Source organism: Actinacidiphila paucisporea (assembly GCF_900142575.1).
GTDB classification, from domain to species: Bacteria; Actinomycetota; Actinomycetes; order Streptomycetales; family Streptomycetaceae; genus Actinacidiphila; species Actinacidiphila paucisporea.
The window spans coordinates 63,014-79,942 of sequence record NZ_FRBI01000001.1; the positions used below are offsets into that span (position 1 = coordinate 63,014).

General features: G+C 70.7%; 15 protein-coding genes, 3 tRNA genes and 2 CRISPR repeat arrays. Of the genes, 14 read left to right on the forward strand and 4 right to left on the reverse strand.

Features of this window, described 5'->3' with window-relative positions:
- The first annotated feature begins 5 nt into the window (after positions 1-5).
- Positions 6-890: direct repeats of the CRISPR family, unit length 29 nt; unit sequence GTGCTCCCCGCGCCCGCGGGGCTGTTCCC.
- Positions 891-1,198: 308 nt separating this feature from the next.
- The 8 genes from casA (at position 1,199) to BUE44_RS37330 (ending at position 11,402) form a co-directional block, all read left to right on the forward strand.
- A complete protein-coding gene (casA, locus tag BUE44_RS00330) occupies positions 1,199-5,794 on the forward strand; it encodes a type I-E CRISPR-associated protein Cse1/CasA (protein WP_235001875.1) in 4,596 nt (1,531 codons plus the stop codon).
- Positions 5,791-6,513, forward strand: a complete 723-nt coding sequence (gene casB / locus BUE44_RS00335) for a type I-E CRISPR-associated protein Cse2/CasB (RefSeq protein ID WP_073492304.1) — start codon at positions 5,791-5,793, stop codon at positions 6,511-6,513. The genes casA and casB overlap by 4 nt, the downstream gene beginning before the upstream one ends.
- Positions 6,514-6,551: 38 nt before the next feature.
- Positions 6,552-7,766 carry a type I-E CRISPR-associated protein Cas7/Cse4/CasC gene (cas7e, locus tag BUE44_RS00340; protein WP_073492307.1) on the forward strand — a complete coding sequence of 405 codons (1,215 nt, stop codon included), beginning with the start codon at positions 6,552-6,554 and terminating at the stop codon, positions 7,764-7,766.
- Positions 7,763-8,467 (forward strand): type I-E CRISPR-associated protein Cas5/CasD, encoded by a 705-nt coding sequence (gene cas5e, locus BUE44_RS00345; protein WP_073492309.1) that lies wholly within the window; start codon positions 7,763-7,765, stop codon positions 8,465-8,467. Before cas7e ends, cas5e begins: the two co-directional genes overlap by 4 nt.
- On the forward strand, positions 8,467-9,168 hold the full coding sequence (gene cas6e, locus BUE44_RS00350) for a type I-E CRISPR-associated protein Cas6/Cse3/CasE (protein WP_073492311.1): 702 nt from the start codon (positions 8,467-8,469) through the stop codon (positions 9,166-9,168). The genes cas5e and cas6e overlap by 1 nt, the downstream gene beginning before the upstream one ends.
- Before the next feature lie 3 nt (positions 9,169-9,171).
- Entirely contained in the window at positions 9,172-10,125 is a 954-nt protein-coding gene (gene cas1e / locus BUE44_RS00355; protein ID WP_073492314.1) for a type I-E CRISPR-associated endonuclease Cas1e, read from the forward strand.
- 10 nt (positions 10,126-10,135) lie between these two features.
- A complete protein-coding gene (gene cas2e, locus BUE44_RS00360; protein WP_073492316.1) occupies positions 10,136-10,498 on the forward strand; it encodes a type I-E CRISPR-associated endoribonuclease Cas2e in 363 nt (120 codons plus the stop codon).
- Between the two features lie 155 nt (positions 10,499-10,653).
- Positions 10,654-11,232: a CRISPR direct-repeat array (repeat unit 29 nt; unit sequence GTGCTCCCCGCGCCCGCGGGGCTGTTCCC).
- A gap of 93 nt (positions 11,233-11,325) precedes the next feature.
- Positions 11,326-11,402, forward strand: a tRNA-OTHER gene (locus BUE44_RS37330).
- Positions 11,403-11,576: 174 nt separating this feature from the next.
- Here BUE44_RS37330 and BUE44_RS39170 read toward each other — a convergent pair.
- Together BUE44_RS39170 and BUE44_RS00365 are read right to left on the reverse strand one after the other, a co-directional pair.
- On the reverse strand, positions 11,577-11,708 hold the full coding sequence (locus BUE44_RS39170) for a hypothetical protein (protein WP_265737142.1): 132 nt from the start codon (positions 11,706-11,708) through the stop codon (positions 11,577-11,579).
- Positions 11,709-11,814: 106 nt separating this feature from the next.
- Positions 11,815-12,255, reverse strand: coding sequence for a nuclear transport factor 2 family protein (locus BUE44_RS00365; RefSeq protein WP_073492318.1), 441 nt, complete (start codon positions 12,253-12,255; stop codon positions 11,815-11,817).
- Between the two features lie 94 nt (positions 12,256-12,349).
- Between BUE44_RS00365 and BUE44_RS00370 the strand changes: the two genes are divergently transcribed.
- Positions 12,350-12,937 (forward strand): TetR/AcrR family transcriptional regulator, encoded by a 588-nt coding sequence (locus tag BUE44_RS00370; protein WP_073492320.1) that lies wholly within the window; start codon positions 12,350-12,352, stop codon positions 12,935-12,937.
- Positions 12,938-13,001: 64 nt separating this feature from the next.
- Here BUE44_RS00370 and BUE44_RS00375 read toward each other — a convergent pair whose 3' ends face one another.
- Both BUE44_RS00375 and BUE44_RS00380 read right to left on the reverse strand, forming a co-directional pair.
- Positions 13,002-13,658 (reverse strand): NAD(P)H-binding protein, encoded by a 657-nt coding sequence (locus BUE44_RS00375; protein ID WP_073492322.1) that lies wholly within the window; start codon positions 13,656-13,658, stop codon positions 13,002-13,004.
- A gap of 52 nt (positions 13,659-13,710) precedes the next feature.
- On the reverse strand, positions 13,711-14,973 hold the full coding sequence (locus BUE44_RS00380; protein ID WP_073492325.1) for an amidohydrolase family protein: 1,263 nt from the start codon (positions 14,971-14,973) through the stop codon (positions 13,711-13,713).
- 362 nt (positions 14,974-15,335) lie between these two features.
- On the opposite strand from BUE44_RS00380, the gene BUE44_RS00385 reads away from it, so the two are divergent.
- The 5 genes from BUE44_RS00385 (at position 15,336) to BUE44_RS00405 (ending at position 16,836) form a co-directional block, all read left to right on the forward strand.
- Positions 15,336-15,408, forward strand: a tRNA-Thr gene (locus BUE44_RS00385).
- A 46-nt stretch (positions 15,409-15,454) separates the two neighbouring features.
- Positions 15,455-15,527: transfer RNA gene (locus tag BUE44_RS00390), tRNA-Met, on the forward strand.
- Positions 15,528-15,610: 83 nt separating this feature from the next.
- Positions 15,611-15,775, forward strand: a complete 165-nt coding sequence (gene rpmG / locus BUE44_RS00395; protein WP_004571794.1) for a 50S ribosomal protein L33 — start codon at positions 15,611-15,613, stop codon at positions 15,773-15,775.
- 165 nt (positions 15,776-15,940) lie between these two features.
- Positions 15,941-16,408 carry a MaoC family dehydratase N-terminal domain-containing protein gene (locus BUE44_RS00400; RefSeq protein ID WP_073492327.1) on the forward strand — a complete coding sequence of 156 codons (468 nt, stop codon included), beginning with the start codon at positions 15,941-15,943 and terminating at the stop codon, positions 16,406-16,408.
- Positions 16,408-16,836 (forward strand): MaoC family dehydratase, encoded by a 429-nt coding sequence (locus BUE44_RS00405; protein WP_073492329.1) that lies wholly within the window; start codon positions 16,408-16,410, stop codon positions 16,834-16,836. The genes BUE44_RS00400 and BUE44_RS00405 overlap by 1 nt, the downstream gene beginning before the upstream one ends.
- Positions 16,837-16,929 lie beyond the last annotated feature (93 nt).

The window sequence follows — 16,929 nt, forward strand, 5'->3', positions numbered from 1 at the left end:
GCCATGTGCTCCCCGCGCCCGCGGGGCTGTTCCCACCGCGACGGGCACGGCCGGGTCGAGCAGCAGGTGCTCCCCGCGCCCGCGGGGCTGTTCCCCAGCCGACGACCGCCGTGACCAGGTCCGGGATGTGCTCCCCGCGCCCGCGGGGCTGTTCCCGCGGCAGGCACTCTCCTGATCGTCGCCGGTATGTGCTCCCCGCGCCCGCGGGGCTGTTCCCACCACGCAGACGGTGGCGGGCGCGGTCGCCACGTGCTCCCCGCGCCCGCGGGGCTGTTCCCAGCGAACGCCCCTGTCTGGCTTTCGGGCCGGGGTGCTCCCCGCGCCCGCGGGGCTGTTCCCGGCTGGTCAGAAGGTTTCTGATGGAGGTGACGGTGCTCCCCGCGCCCGCGGGGCTGTTCCCACGACAGTCCGGCCGCCGCGCCATCGGCATCGAGTGCTCCCCGCGCCTGCGGGGCTGTTCCCCCCGAGGGCGGCATCACGGCGGAGATCGGCCGGTGCTCCCCGCGCCTGCGGGGCTGTTCCCGTTTCCCGTAGCAGGGTCCGGCCGAGCTGGATGTGCTCCCCGCGCCTGCGGGGCTGTTCCCACCCTCTCCGGGCAACCGGAGGCGCCCCCCATGTGCTCCCCGCGCCTGCGGGGCTGTTCCCTGCTCGATCATCGACGCGGCCGACGGGTCGACCGTGCTCCCCATACCCGCGGGGCTGTTCCCTCGGTGATCTGGTACTCGGTGTAGTTCGGGGAGTGCTCCCCGTCCCCGTGGGGCTGTTCCCAAGGCCACATCGCGGACCGCGTTCGCCCGTGCGTGCTCCCTGCGCCTGCGGGGCTGTTCCCATCACGGAGCCATCATGCAGAACACACCTGCCGTGCTCCCCGCGCCTGCGGGGCTGTTTCCCCGTCGGTGGACCTCGCCGAGCAGGTCGCTGAGTGCTCTCCCGCATGTGGGGCAGTTCCCCGCTTGCCCGGCGCGTCGTAACGACTGGACCCACGCCGACGTGCGCGAGGGGCGAGTCGGAAGCGATAAAACTGCTCGTTTTCGGCGGCGCGAGAGGGCGCGGCGGGCGAGCCTTTGGCCGCGCGCCTTCCTACGGCGAGGGAAGCCCCCGTTTGAGAGTCGAGACTATCCCTCTTTTCGATCAGATGTGGTCAATTTCGGCCAGTTCATCGGATCATCACTCCGCGCTGGGATCGGCGATGTCGAATATGCCAGTGACTTTCAACCACACCTCGTTCAGCTCAGCCTTCGACGGGCTGTCCGTCGCCGCGCGCCGGGCGTGGGGGAAGCACGATCGGAAGACCGAGGGGTGGCTGCCGCTCAGGCAGCACATGGCGGACAGCGGTGCGGTCGCCGGGAAGCTTTGGGACGAGTGGCTGCCGAGGAACGTCAAGGGGCTCATCGCTGAGGCACTGCCTGGTCGCTTGGGGGACGGGCGGCGGCTCGCCGTCTGGTTGGCGGCCGTGCACGACGCCGGGAAGGCAACGCCGGCTTTCGCGTGCCAGGTGGACTCCCTCGCGGACGCGATGCGCGGAGTCGGGCTCGACATGCCGTACCAGAAACAGTTCGGCGACGATCGGAAGTTGGCACCGCACGGGCTGGCCGGGCAGCTGCTCATCCAGGAGTGGTTGGCGGAGCGGCACGGGTGGTCGGGGAGGGTCAGCGGGCAGTTCGCGATCGTGGCCGGGGGACACCACGGGGTGCCGCCTGGGCATCAGAGGATTCACGACCTGCTGCTGCACCCGGAGTTGATTCGGACACCGGGTGCGAGTGACTGGACGTGGAAGGGCGTGCAGTTCGAACTGCTGGACGCCTGTGCGCAGGCAGCAGGGGTGCATGGCCGGTTCGCCGACTGGAACTCGGTGAGGCTGCCGCAGCCGGTCCAGGTGGCGCTCACTGCGATAGTGATCCTCTCCGACTGGATAGCAAGCTCTGCCGAACTCTTCCCTTACGTCTCCGTGGACGGGAAGGGCGGGCGTACGGCCGAGGACCGGCTGGACGCGGCCTGGAGGGGGCTCGACCTGCCGGCGGCCTGGGCGCCCGAGGAGCCCACGGGCACGGCTGCGGAGCTGTTCGCGGCGCGGTTCGACCTACCGGCCGGTGCCGGTATCAGGCCGGTACAGGAGGCGGCCGTGCGGCTGGCCCGGGAGATGGACCCCGCGGGCCTGCTGATCATCGAAGCGCCGATGGGTGAAGGAAAGACGGAGGCGGCACTCGCCGCCGCTGAGATCCTGGCGGCGCGTACGGGCGCGGGCGGCTGCCTGGTGGCGCTGCCCACGCGGGCGACCGGCGACGCGATGTTCGCCCGCCTTTTGAAGTGGCTGGACCACCTTCCGGATGACGGTCCGCGCTCGGTGTTTCTGGCGCACGCTAAAGCGGCGCTGAACGACGCATGGGCGGGACTGGTCCGCGGTGGCAACCGCACGATCGCCGCAGTCGACGTGGACGGGCCGCAGAAGGTGTCCGCGCCCGGCGCGGCGGTGCGGAGCGGCCCCTCGGGCCTGCAGGCGCACCAGTGGCTGCGCGGGCGCAAGAAAGGAATGCTGGCGTCGTTCTCGGTGGGGACGATCGACCAGGTGCTGTTCGCGTCACTCAAGAGCCGCCATCTCGCCCTTCGCCACCTCGCCCTCGCGGGCAAGGTAGTGGTGATCGACGAAGTCCACGCGTACGACGCGTACATGAACTCCTACCTGGAACGCGTATTGGAGTGGCTGGCCGCTTATCGCGTGCCGGTCATCCTGCTGTCCGCGACTCTTCCTGCGGCGCGCAGGAGTGCACTTGCCCAGGCGTATGCGGGTGGGGGCCGGGAGGTGGCGCCCCTTGCTGAGGACGCGTATCCGCGGCTCACGGCTGTTTCGCAGGACGGGGGCCTACGTGAGGTGCGGCCGCCCGCGGCGTCCGGTCGCCGAACGGAGATCCGAATGGAGCCGATCGATGACGACCTGACGACACTGGCGCTTCGGCTGGAGGTCGAGCTTGCCGACGGCGGCTGCGCCCTGGTCGTGCGGAACACAGTCGACCGCGTGCTGAGCACGGCCGAGCGCCTCCAGGACCGCTTCGGCGAGGGTCGGGTCACGGTCATGCACTCCCGATTCCTGGCCGCCGACCGGGCCCGCAAGGATGCCGAGTTGCTGGCGATGTTCGGCCCGGACGGGAAGCGTCCCGAAGGTGCGCATATCGTCGTGGCGAGCCAGGTCGTGGAGCAGTCGCTGGACGTCGACTTCGACCTGCTGGTCACCGACCTGGCCCCGGTTGACCTGATGTTGCAGAGGATGGGGCGTCTGCACCGTCATCCGCGCACTCGGCCGGCCCGCCTCCGGGCGCCACGTTGCCTCGTCACCGGCACGGACTGGGCATGCGATCCGCCGGAGCCGATACGCGGGTCGACCGGGATCTACGGCGGCTCGTATCTACTGCTTCGGGGGCTCGCTGTCCTTCGGCAGCACTTGGAGGGGCGGCCTTTGCGGCTCCCGGACGACATCAGCCCGCTCGTCCAGGCGGCCTACGGCGACGGTCAAGCAGGGCCCGGGGAGTGGGAGGCGCCCCTGGGTGAGAGCCGTGCGGCGTACCAGAAGCTGCTTGCCGGGAAGCGCGAGCGCGCCGAAATCTTCCGGCTCGGGCCCGTACGCCGGGCGGGGCGCCCGGTGATCGGCTGGGTCGACGCGGGAGTCGGTGACGCGGACGACACCCGCGAGGGGCGGGCCCAGGTGCGGGACAGTGAGGAGAGCGTCGAGGTGCTGGTGGTCCAGCGCCGACGGGACGGGACATTGGCCACTGTGCCCTGGCTGGACAAGGGGCGCGGCGGACTGGATCTTCCCGAGCACGCTCCGCCGTCTCCTAGGGCGGCCGCGGCCGTGGCCGCGAGCGCGCTGACACTTCCATGGCACTTCTCCAAGCCCTGGGTCATCGACCGCACCATCGCGGAGCTGGAGCGTTTCCAGGTCGGCGCGTGGCAGGTCAAGGAATGTCCCTGGCTGGCAGGGGAGCTGCTGCTCGTCCTCGACGAGGACTGTCAGACCCGCCTGTCAGGCTTCGACCTCCGGTACAGCCGGTCCGACGGGCTCATGGTGACGCCCGTCGGTGCACCTCACACAAGGGTGGTGGACCGCGTGTCCTCCTTCGACCTGGTCTCCCGGCCGTGGCTTCCCGTGCAGCGCCGCGACGGGACGACGGTGGAGCTGTCGCTGCGGGACGTCTTCGCCGAGGCGGGCAAGCTGCGGCGACTCGTCGGGGACGTGCCCACGCAGGAGTTCGCGCTGCTGCGACTGCTGCTCGCAATCCTGCACGACGCAGTGGACGGCCCCGCGGAGATCGAGGACTGGGGTGAACTCTGGGAGTCCCACGATGCGTTCTCCGTCGTACCGGACTACCTTGAACGCCACCGCGACCGGTTCGATCTCCTCCATCCACATCATCCGTTCTTCCAAGTAGCCGGTCTACACACGGAGAAGGACGAGGTCGGGCCTCTGCACCGGATCGTCGCCGACGTCCCGAACGGTGATCCGTTCTTCAGCATGCGGCAGCCCGGCCCCGACAAGCTGAGCTTCGCGGAAGCCGCCCGATGGCTGGTGCACGTACATGCCTTCGACGTGTCGGGCATCAAGTCGGGCGCCGTCGGCGATCCACGGGTCAAGGGCGGCAAGGGCTATCCGCAGGGCGTCGGATGGGCTGGCAACCTCGGCGGCGTGTTCGCTGAGGGCAGCACCTTGCGGGAGACCCTGCTGCTCAACCTCATCGCGGGGGACAACGACTTCCTCCAGGCTGAGAAGAGCGACCGGCCCGCGTGGCGCCGGCCGCAGTGCGGGCCCGAGCCGATCGAGGCCGATTCGGAGGAGCTGCGCCCGTCAGGCCCACGGGACCTCTATACGTGGCAGAGCCGGCGCATAAGGCTGCGCGCTACTCAAGATGGCGTGACCGGTGCCGTTCTCGCTTACGGTGACGCGCTGCAGCCGCACAACAAGCACGTCCGCGAACCCATGACGAGCTGGCGCCGCAGCGCCCCTCAGGAGAAGAAGCTCGGGTGGCCGAAGGTTTTCATGCCTCAGCAGCATGACCCTGCTCGGGCGGCGTGGCGCGGGCTGGCTGCGCTCCTCGGCGACCAGGGCAGACAGCGCGAGAGTCCCGAGCAGCGGCAGGATGCCGAGAAGTCGCTGGCGCCGGGGGTCGTCACGTGGCTCTCCCGACTCGCGGTCGATGAGTACCTGCCGCCGTTGAGCCTCATCCGTACGCGGATCGTCGGGGCGAGCTACGGCACGCAGCAGTCCGTCATCGACGAGATCGTGGACGACGCGGTGGTGCTCCCCGTCGTCGTCCTGCACGAAGAACGCCCCCTGTACGGGCGGGCTGCGGTCGACGCCGTAGCCGACGCGGACGCCGCGGTCACCGCGCTCGGGTATCTGGCCGGCAACCTCGCCCGTGCCGTCGGTTCCGACCCCGGCCCTCCCACCGCCACGGCACGTGACCTGGGTTTCGCCACGTTGGACGGCCCGTACCGCCGCTGGCTGAGGGGGTTGGGTGGGAGTTCGGACCCGCTGCGGTCGCGCGGGGACTGGCAGGTGATCGTCTCCGAGGCGGTCCGTGACCTCGGCCGCCACCTGCTGGACAGCGCGGGGCCTGCCGCTAGCGAGGGGAGGCTGTCGGCCATGCCGGACGGCAAGACCCGCTGGTTGAACGACGCACAGGCCGATCTGTGGTTCCGCACGCGCCTCAATGTCGTCCTTCCTGAGGCGGCGGCCAGGCGAGTGACGGTGAGCCCGTCAGCCGTGCGGGGGTCAGACGACGAAGCAACGGAGTCACCAGAATGACAACGAACACTGCTGCCGCAAGTCCGACTGCACGAGGCCACCGCGATCGCGGCCCCGTTGCTGATGCCGCCGACCGTTGCATCAAACGGCTCCAGTACGGCTACCGCCAGGATCACCCTTCCGCGGTTTCGACACTCGCCCGACTGCGACGGGGTGCGGGCCGCCCGGCGCACGACGTACAAGACCTGTGGGGCCTGACCGCCACCGACGAGCTGTCGGGCGCACTGGCGCTGCTCCCCGAGGACGAGCAGCGGAGATTCGACCACGACCGTGCCGAGGAAGCACTGCACCTTGCCGTGACGCTGTGGGCACTGCACCAACAGTCCCACCGTGAAGCCGACATGTATCTGCCGGGGCGCGGCCTGGGGCGAGCCGTCCGCATCCTGATGATCCCGCTCTCGGGCGGCGCGGAGAGTGCCATCCAAGCGGGCCGGGGTGACGAGGGCAGTGGGGCGCGAGCTGAACCGGTGCTCGATGAGCCGCTGCGCAGGCGGTTCGTACGTGTGGGCACGTCGAGTTCGTTCGAAGATCTCGCTCAACGGCTTCGCGAAATCGTGTTGCTGCTACGGCGATCCTCCATCGGGCTCGACTACGCGCTCCTTGCCGATCAGCTCTACCGGTGGCAGCAGCCGGATCAACGCGCCGAAGTCCGCCGTGGATGGGGCAGGGACTTCCATCTCGCCGGCATAGCTCGCGGGGCGAACGCGCCGCAGGGCTGACATCCCCCCGACTTCATGACCTTAGGAATCGATCACCCGTGACGCAGAACCACGACACACGAACCATCCTCGACGTGCACATCCTCCAGACCGTGCCACCGAGCAACATCAACCGAGATGACACCGGTTCGCCCAAGACCGCGGTATACGGCGGTGTCCGCCGCTCCCGTGTCTCCAGCCAGGCCTGGAAGCGTGCGACCAGGAAGAAATTCGAGGAACTGCTGGACCCCTCGGAGCTCGGCGTCAGGACGAAGAAGGTCGCCGAGGCCCTCGCAGACCGCGTGGCCGCCCTCGACCCGTCGCTCGACCGGAACACCGCCCTGGAACTCGCCGCCGAGACCCTGCGAACCGCAACCGGCTCCAAGATCGAAGCGCCCAAACGCAAGGTCAAGGACGGTGAGCCGGAACCGGCTCCCGAGTCCTCCTATCTGATGTTCCTCAGTGCGCAACAGCTCGACTCTCTAGCCGAGCTGACCGTCAAAGGCGCGGAGGACAAGGGCGACATCAAGGTGCTCAAGGAGTTCTTCAAGGACAAGGAGAACAAGGCCCGCGCCCGCCAACTGGTCGACAGCAGGCACTCGGTGGACATCGCCCTGTTCGGCCGCATGGTGGCTGACGCCACCGACCTCAACGTCGAAGCGGCCACCCAGGTCGCGCATGCTCTCAGCGTGCACGCCGTGGACAATGAGTCCGACTACTACACCGCCGTCGACGACCGGAACACCGACGCCGAGTCCGGAGCGGGAATGATCGGCGTCGTCGACTTCAACTCCGCCACGCTCTATCGCTACGCGGCGCTCGATGTGAACCGCCTGCACACGAACCTCGGTGCCGGGCTGAAGGAGGACGAACCGTTCGGCGCACCGACCCGGCGGGCGGTCGAGGCCTTCCTCGAAGGCTTCATCACCTCCCTGCCCACCGGCAAGGTCAACACCTTCGGCAACCACACTCTGCCGACCGCCGTCATCGTCAAGCTCCGCACGAAGCGCCCCATCAGCTTCGTCGCCGCCTTCGAGAGGGCCGTGACCCAGGGCGCTGAGGGGGGCTTCGTCCGGGAGGCGTGCACGCGACTGGCCCGCTACGTACCGGATTTGGAAAAGGCGTACGGGGTTGCGGACGCCGACCGTACGTGGGTCGTGCGGGTGGGCGAGGACGCAGAACCGCTGGCCGGCCTCGGACAGGAAACGGACATCGCGGGTCTCGTCTCGTCCGTGAGTGCGGCCGTTGCGGACAGGCTGGAGCCCGGGGCATGAGCGTGCTCCTGCTGCGGCTGGCCGGTCCCCTCCAGGCCTGGGGATCGGCCGCCCGCTTCGTACGCCGCACCACCGAGAACGCACCCACCAAGAGTGGCGTTCTCGGCCTTCTCGCCGCTGCCGAGGGCCGTTCTCGTGAGGCTGACCTCTCAGATCTGGGCGCGCTGCGATACGGCGTCCGGATCGACCAACCGGGCACGCGGGTACGGGATTTCCAGACGGCGCATCACTTCGTCACCGACAAGTCCATGCCGCTGTCCGAGCGCTTCTACTTGGCCGACGCAGTTTTCGTGGCGGCCGTCGAGGGTGACCGGGACGACGTCCACCGCCTGTACGCAGCCGTGCAGGAGCCGGTGTATCTGCCCTACCTCGGGCGCCGGTCATGTCCGCCGGCAGCACCCGTCGACCTCGGGGTACGGGACGACACCGACCTTGTCGGTGCGCTGGAGCAGGCTCCGTGGCAGGCGTCGCCTTGGTATCGGGCCAGGAAGCGTACGCAGGCGGAGCTCACCCTCCTCCTCGACAGCATGCCGGGTGAGGAGCCCGAACTCAGCCTGCGTGACGAGCCGCTCAGCTTCGACCCACGGCACCGGCGGTACGGGCTTCGCGGCGTCACCTCACGGCCGGTGGCCGTCCCGGCTTCCGGGTCGGCCAAGCAGCCGCCCGAGCATGATCCGACCTCCGTCCTGGGAACCTCGTGATGTATCTGACCCGCTTCCGCATCAACACCGCCCGCCGCGAGGGGCGGGAGCTGCTCGGCTCCCCTCACCGTATGCACGCCGCGGTGAACATGTCTTTCCCCGACCTGCTGTCGCGCGACGGCTCCGGTCCGCGCGTGCTGTGGCGTGTCGACCGCAACTCCGCTGCGGAGGTGCTGCTCTTCGTCGTCAGTCCCACCCGTCCTGACCTCACGCACCTCGTGGAGCAGGCGGGTTGGCCAGCCGCCTCCGACACGCCAGGCTGGCACACCTACGACTACGGGTCTTTCCTCGACCGGCTCGCCCGCGGCAGCACGTGGTCCTTCCGCCTCACCGCCAACCCGGTGCACTCCATCCGCCGCAAGGAAGGCGAGCCGACCAAGCGGACCGCGCACATCACCGCCCGGCACCAAGCGGCATGGTTGCTCAGCAAGCAGAGCCAGGGCGGATTCGAGATCACCTCGAAGGAACCGGGCGCGCGGCTGCTGGAGCACCGCGACGAGCACCAGTTGGTCGTCCGCGACAAGCGGGACCTGCAGTTCGCCAAAGCCTCGGAGCGCCGGACGGTAACCCTTACGGCCGTCACCTACGACGGCCGCCTCACCGTCACCGACCCCGAGGTGCTGCGCCGCACCCTCACCCAGGGGCTCGGCAAGGCGAAGGCGTACGGCTGCGGGCTCATGACGCTCGCCCCGGTGCGGTGACCGATGGCCACCGTCGGTCGGCGGGCCGCCGCCACCCCGCGTGAGCTCACCCGCGTCGGCGACCGGATCTCCTTCGTCTATCTGGAGCGGTGCGTCGTCCACCGTGACGACAACGCGATCACCGCGGAGGACGCGGACGGCGTTACCCACATTCCGTCCGCGACGATCGGCACTCTGCTGCTCGGCCCCGGCACCCGCATCACCCACCAGGCGATGACCGTCCTCGGTGACTCGGGTGCCGGTGTGGTCTGGGTCGGCGAGCACGGCGTCCGCTTCTATGCCGGGGGCCGGGCTTTGACCCGCTCCTCCGGTCTGGTCGAAGCGCAAGCCCTGGCATGGGCCAGCCCCCGTAGGCGACTTGACGTCGCCCGCGCGATGTACCGGCTGCGCTTCCCCGACGAGGACCCCTCCGGGCACACCCGGCAGGAGCTGCTCAGCATGGAAGGGCGGCGGTTGAAGCGGTGCTACCGCGACGAGTCCGCCCGCACCGGCGTTTCTTGGCACCGCCGCGACTACCACCGCGACGACTTCTCCGCCGGCGACGCTCCGAATCAGGGCGTGACGGCCGCGGCTCAGTGCATGTACGGCATCGCCCACGCCGTGGTCGCGGCCCTCGGCTGCTCACCCGGGCTCGGCTTCGTCCACTCCGGCCACGAACGATCGTTCGTCCTCGACATCGCCGACCTGTACAAGACCGATGTCGCCATCCCGGCCGCCTTCGACGCGGCGAGCGAAGGCGTCGAGGACGTCGCAGCCCGTACCCGTCGTGCCTTGCGCGACCGCATCAACCAAGGTCGCCTGCTCGACCGTTGCGTCCAGGACATCAAGGACCTGCTCGGCTACGACGGCACCCGCGACACCTCGGGTGAGGGCGGCTCCGACCGCGTCACCCTCCAGTCCGACCACAGCGTCGAGCTTGAAGGCGGCCGCAACTACGACTCCGAGATCATCTGGTGAGGCCATACCGGTGACCGTCATCATCCTCACCAACTGCCCCGTCGGCCTCCGCGGCTTCCTGACCCGCTGGCTGCTGGAAATCTCCCCGGGCGTCTTCATCGGCACACCCACCGCCCGCCTGCGGGACACCCTCTGGGCCGAAGTCCGCCAATACGCCAACCAAGGCCGCGCTCTGCTCGCCTACCAGACGGACACGGAACAGGGCTACACCTTCCGCACCCACGACCACGCCTGGCACCCCATCGACCATGAGGGCCTCACCCTGATCCACCGCCCCAACCCGAACCGCCCCCGCGGCAACCACCCGTCTCCGAGCACGCCTCGGACCGGATGGAGTAAGGCCGCGAAGCGTCGGAAGTTCGGAGGAAAGTGAGGGGCGCGGGTAGCTGGGCGCTGGGCCGCTGGGGGAGAGGTTGGCAGACCCCTCTGGTTCACGAGCTGCATGCGGGTGAAATGTTCTGTATGTCGGAAGCTGCGGAAGTAAGTAAAAACTCCCGCGCGGCTTGATGAACCACCTGGTCGCGCCCTGTGCTCCCCGCGCCCGCGGGGCTGTTCCCTCGATCCAGCCGGAAATCGACGCTCTGGCGAAGTGCTCCCCGCGCCCGCGGGGCTGTTCCGACCATGCCGGCGTCGTCCGTGACGTCACCGGTGTGCTCCCCGCGCCCGCGGGGCTGTTCCCCGGCCGCGCGCCCGGTCAGGCCCGTCGTCATCGTGCTCCCCGCGCCCGCGGGGCTGTTCCCGCGCGCCCCTCCGTGCTCCGCATCCAGTACCGGTGCTCCCCGCGCCTGCGGGGCTGTTCCCGAACTGGTCTTCCAGCCGGCCATCCTGCCGAAGTGCTCCCCGCGCCTGCGGGGCTGTTCCCGTCCCCGGTTTCCCAGTGCCGAAGATGGCAACCGTGCTCCCCGCGCCTGCGGGGCTGTTCCTTCGTAGCGGCTCGGCGGGCCGCCCTGTTGGGCGTGCTCCCCGCGCCTGCGGGGCTGTTCCCGGGCAGGACAACACCAACCCGCTGGCTGCTCAGTGCTCCCCGCGCCCGCGGGGCTGTTCCCTCGCTGAAACCCGTGCAGATGATGATGGCGACGTGCTCCCCGCGCCCGCGGGGCTGGCCTCTGGCCCGGCCCCTCGGTTGAACCATGATCAGGACGAGGTGCGGACGGCGTCCGAGGCTTTCGGCGATAGGCCGGCCATACGGCCAGGTCAGGGGGCCGGCGCTGGGGACACGTATGCGGACTGTAAATCCGTCGGCTTAGCCTACCGTGGTTCGAATCCACGTGCCGCCACATGGAAAGGTCCCTGACCTGCAGCGATGCAGGTCAGGGACCTTTGTTTTGCCCGGGCGGGGCGCCCGTCCCAGCCGGTACCGTTCCGGCCCGCCGCCGTGCGCCTGGTCAGCTTCGGCCCTCCCCGCACCCGCGGGGCTCCTGCCCGGACGCGGGTCGCGGTCCGGGCGGAGGTCAGGTGTGCCAGAGCCAGGCGAAGAGGGCCGCGCAGGCGCCCATGGTGATCAGGATGGCGATCAGCCGGACGGTCATCTCCTGCGACTCGATCGCCCGCTGCACCGTCTGCCACAGACCGTTGAAGACCACGGCACACCTCCCGCCACACCGCGGATGTTCCACGCTGTCGCCGACCATCCGCTGGTTCTCACGGTGGGCCTGCGGCGGCGGTGCGTGGTGCGCCACGCCGGGCGGATCACCCGAATGTGTGTCCGTCCGCTGCCGGGAGCAGGCCGGTGAGGCCGAGCGGGGTGCGGTGGGCGAGGACTCGGCGGTGGGTGATGCGCCAGCCGGCCGGGGTGCGGGTGACGGTGTCGTCGTAGGTGACGGTGCCGCAGGTGCCGGTCGTGGTGATGCCGATGCCCTTGGACAGGGCGCGGATCCGGCCGTCGGCGAGTTCGGTCAGGACGGTGTTGGTGACGTGGTGGCCGAGCGGGTTGCGGTCGCCCAGGGCGAGGGCCGCCTCGCGGACGGCGGCGAGCCCGTGCAGCGGCGGCTGGCCGAAGTCGGTGACGTCGTAGGTCGCGTCGGGGGTGAACAGCTCGTCCATGAGGTCGAAGCGGCCGCTGTCGACCAGGTGGCCGTGCATCGCGATCAGGTCGGTGACGGCGGTGCGGTCCTCGTGGGTCAGTGCCATCGGTTCCCCTCGCCGAGGTGATACGGGGAAGTCCCCGCTTATCTCCCGGTAGATTAGTGGGGACCTCCCCACTTCTCAACACCCGGAGAAAACCGTGGCACATGGCGGCGGACCCGCGCCCGTACCCCGGCGGGCCCGCAGGGCCGACGCCGCCCGCAACGCGGAGCTGCTGCTCGCCGCCGCCAAGCGGCTCTTCGCGCAGGAGGGCCCCGACGTCGCGCTCGACGAGGTGGCCCGGCAGGCGGGGCTCGGCAATGCCACGCTCTACCGGCACTTCCCCACCCGCGGGGACCTGCTCGTGGCCGTCTACGCCGACGAGGTCGCCGAACTGTGCCGCGGGGCCGCTGTCCTGGCGGAGCGGCACCCGCCGGGCGACGCCCTCTTCGCCTGGCTGGACGACTTCGTCGTCCACGTCGCGACCAAGCGCGCGCTGGCACTCGCGGTCACCGACGGCCCCGACGAGCGGCGTACGGAACTCTTCGCGCGCTGGCACGAGTCGATGACGTCGACCGCGGACGGGCTGCTCGCGCGGGCACGCGCCGCGGGGGCCGTACGCGGCGACCTCGCCGTCGGCGACCTGCTCGCCCTGGTCAGCGGCGCCGCCATGACCGCGTCCGACGCGGGCCACGCGCGGCGTCTGCTGGGGATCATGCGGTACGGCTTCGCCCCGCCGGCCGGGTGAGCCGGTTCCGGCGGCAGCGCGCAGCATCCCGCCCGCTGCCACCGGCGTACGAACGCCTCCGGCGTCAGGTGAGCTGCGCGACCGCCGTGGCGATGTCGGTGTCCCCGGAGATCAGCTCCAGCGTCAGCCCCGCGGTCGCCGGCGCGTCCAGCAGCGCGAGCAGGACGGCGGCGACGTCGTCCCGCGGCACCGTGCCGCGGCCCGTACTGTCCGCGGACAGGCGCACCCGCCCCGTGCCCGGATCGTTCGTCAGACCGCCGGGGCGCAGGATCGTCCAGGCCAGGGACGTACGGGCCCGGATCGCGTCGTCCGCCGCGCCCTTCGCCCGCAGATAGGCACGGAAAACCGGCTCCTCGTACGTCGAGTTCGCGTCCGCGCCCATGGACGAGACGACCAGGAAGCGGCGTACGCCCGCCTGCTCGGCGGCGTCCGCGAGCAGGACGGCCGCGTCGCGGTCGACGGTCTGCTTCCGCTCCACCCCGCTGCCCGGTCCCGCGCCCGCCGCGAAGACGGCGGCGTCCGCGCCGGCCAGGGCGGCCGCCACGGCGTCGACTGTCGTCGACTCCAGGTCCAGGACGACGGGTTCGGCGCCGGCCTCTCGAAGGTCGTCGGCCTGGGCCGGATTCCTGATCAGCCCGGCCACGGAGTCGCCGCGGGCGGCGATGAGGCGCTCCAGGCGCAGAGCGATCTGACCGTGGCCGCCGGCAATTACGGTGCGCATGGCCCGACGGTACGTCGCGCGCGGCGGGGAAGGCGCGGGGCGCGCCGGTCCGCTACGCCTCGCGGTGGGCCTGGCGGGGGAGGTCGAGGGCGGGGTCGGTCGAGGTGTCGGAGTATTCGCGGACCGCGCTGGTGCGCGAGACGACGCGGCCGTGGTGGATGACGATGCGGCTGTAGGCGAGGGCCAGGACGCTTTCGACGGTGTCGCCGCGGACGGCTAGCAGTTCGGCGGGGAAGCCGGCCTCGACGCGGACCTCGGGAAGGCCCAGCACGGCGCGGGCCTGAGTGCTGATCAGGTCGTAGGAGTGCCGGGGGTCGCACTCGCCGTAGGAGGCCAGGAGGAAGGCGGCCTCCAGGGGGTCGCCGCGGCCCACCGGGTTGGCGAGGTCGGCGAGTGCCCCGCTGCCGGCCGCGACGGGGACGCCGGCGCGGCGCAGCAGGCGTACAGGAGTGTGCAGGCCCGCGGCGCCGCGGCGGACCGTCTCCAGGCCGCCGCAACCGCCCTGCGGGAGGGTGACGACGGAGATACCTGCGGCCGCGAGCCGTTCGGCTGCGCACATTGCCGCGTCCGGCGGCAATGTACCGAGCCCGTGGCACGGGCCGAGGGTGACGCCGGGGCGCAGGCCGCCGGCCATGGCGGCGAGCCGGGCCAGCCGGGCAGGTTCGCCCGCGGCGGTGTGCAGGTCGACCGGCACACCGAATTCCGCGGCGAGGGCGATGACGGCCTCGGTGTGGCCGCTCGGGTCGGGGTCGAGGTCGGGGCAGCCGCCGACCGCGGAGGCGCCCATCTTCAGCGCGTCCCGCAGCACGTCGAGCCCGTCGGCGCCGGCGGCCCCGGTCAGCAGCCGCGGTACGGCGACGGTGTGGACGTCGACCAGGCCGCGCAGCGCCCGCCGGGCCTGGAGGACCGCTTCGAGGGCGCGCAGCCCATGGACGTCGCCGACCCGTACATGGCTGCGTACGGCCGTCGCGCCGTGGCCGAGCTGGAGCAGGGCCGCCTCGGTGGCGCGGCGCTGGACGTCGGCGATGTCGCCTGCCGGTGGGCCGTCCGCGGCCGCGGTCAGGGCGAGGTCAAGGTGGGCGTGCGGCTCGGCGGGCGCGGGCAGCAGCAGATAGCCGCGCAGGTCGATCCGGGTCCCGGCGCCCTGGGCGCGGCCGGCGGGTCCCGGCGCCGCGAGGCTGCCCGCGGTGCCGACGGCCTCGATCCGCGGCCCGCTCAGCCGGACGTCGACGGTCCGCCCGTCGGTGAGTCGGGCGCCGCACAGCAGCAGGGTGGCGGTCTCGGCGGCGGTGCCGCGCGGCGGGCTGTCGGTCATCGCGCTCCTCCGGTGCTGGGGTGCCTCCGGCCCGGGGACGGGAGCGGGTCGGGCGGGGAGGCAGTGGAGGCTGGGCTGGACGGCGGGGAGGACGGGCGGGACCTCCGGGTCCGGTCCCGGAGTCCCGGGACCAGGCGGTCCCGGGACCCCGCGACCCCGGGCCCAGGAATCACGGGATGATCACGCATGGTCGAGCCTAGGGGTCGGCCGCGCGCCCGTCCGGTAAGCGGCGGCAGGACACCCGGGAGGAGTGCATTAGTCGTACTGATGCACCGGGCGGTCGGGTGTCCGCTGAGCCCGATGTGCCCTGTCGCATACGGATTTCACGTATCGCAGCGGACCGTGTAATGTCTTCCTCGCTCGCCCCAATAGCTCAGTCGGTAGAGCGTCTCCATGGTAAGGAGAAGGTCTACGGTTCGATTCCGTATTGGGGCTCAGATGGATCGGGTCCCCGCCTCACCGGCGGGGGTCGGTTCGTCGCAGCGGCGTAGCTCAGTCGGTAGAGCAAGCGGCTCATAATCGCTGTGTCACCGGTTCAAGTCCGGTCGCCGCTACTCCGCGTAGCCGATTGCGGGATCGGTCCCTCGATCGGCTACTCTTTCTGTGTTCATCCACCCGTTCGTCAAGGAGCACTCACGTGGCCGCCACCGACGTCCGCCCGAAGATCACGCTGGCCTGCGTGGAGTGCAAGGAGCGGAATTACATCACCAAGAAGAACCGGCGTAACGACCCGGACCGTCTTGAGATGAAGAAGCACTGCCCGCGTTGCAACGCGCACACCGCGCACCGCGAGACGCGCTGACGCCCCTTCGCAACAACAGCAGCAGTAACAGGCCGTAACCGCGAGGCCGTCCCCGGTGCATACTGGGGGCGGCCTCGCGGTGCTTTGCGGGCCCGGTGACCGTCACCGGCTCCCGCGACCGCCCAGCCCCCTCATCTGCCGACCTGCCGCACATCCGAGGTGCCGATGGCTCTGGACCAGTCCTTCGTCGGGCGGAGTTATCCGCCCACTCCCGCCTACGAGGTGGGCCGGGAGAAGATCCGCGAGTTCGCCGAGGCGATCGGCGACCCGAATCCGGCGTACACGGACCCGGAGGCCGCGAAGGCGTTCGGTCACCCGGATGTGATCGCGCCGCCGACTTTCGCGTTCGCGATCACGTACAAGGCGGCGGGTCTGGTCATCGCCGACCCGGAACTGGGGCTCGACTACAGCCGGGTGGTGCACGGCGACCAGAAGTTCGCCTATACGCGCCCGGTACGGGCCGGGGACCGGCTCACCGTGACGTCCACCATCGAGACGGTCAAGTCCCTCGCGGGCAACGACATCCTCGACGTCCGGGGCGAGGTCCACGACGAGTCGGGCGAGCACGTGGTGACCGCCTGGACCAAGCTGGTCGCCCGCGCGGCCGACCCGGCGCAGGACGGAGACGTGTGATGACGGCCACCGTGGCATACGACGAGGTCGAGGTCGGCACCGAGCTGCCCGCGCAGAGCTTCCCCGTCACCAGGGCGACCCTGGTCCAGTACGCGGGCGCGTCCGGCGACTTCAACCCGATCCACTGGAACGAGAAGTTCGCCCGCTCGGTCGGGCTGCCCGACGTGATCGCGCACGGCATGTTCACCATGGCGTCCGCGGCCCGGGTGGTGACCGACTGGGTCGGCGACCCGGGGGCGGTCGTCGACTACGGCGTGCGCTTCACCAAGCCGGTCGTCGTGCCGAACGACGACGAGGGCGCGCTGATCGAGGTCACCGCGAAGGTGGCCGTCAAGCTGGACGACAACCTGGTCCGCGTCGACCTGGTCGCGATGTCGGCCGGCCAGAAGGTCCTCGGCATGTCCCGCGCGGTGGTCCGCCTCGCCTGAGCGACGTGCGCCTGCACCGACCGTAAGGACCGCCCACCCCTGGTGAGCGGTCCTTACCGCATCCTCTCCCTGCTCGCCCGTTTGACAAGGTAG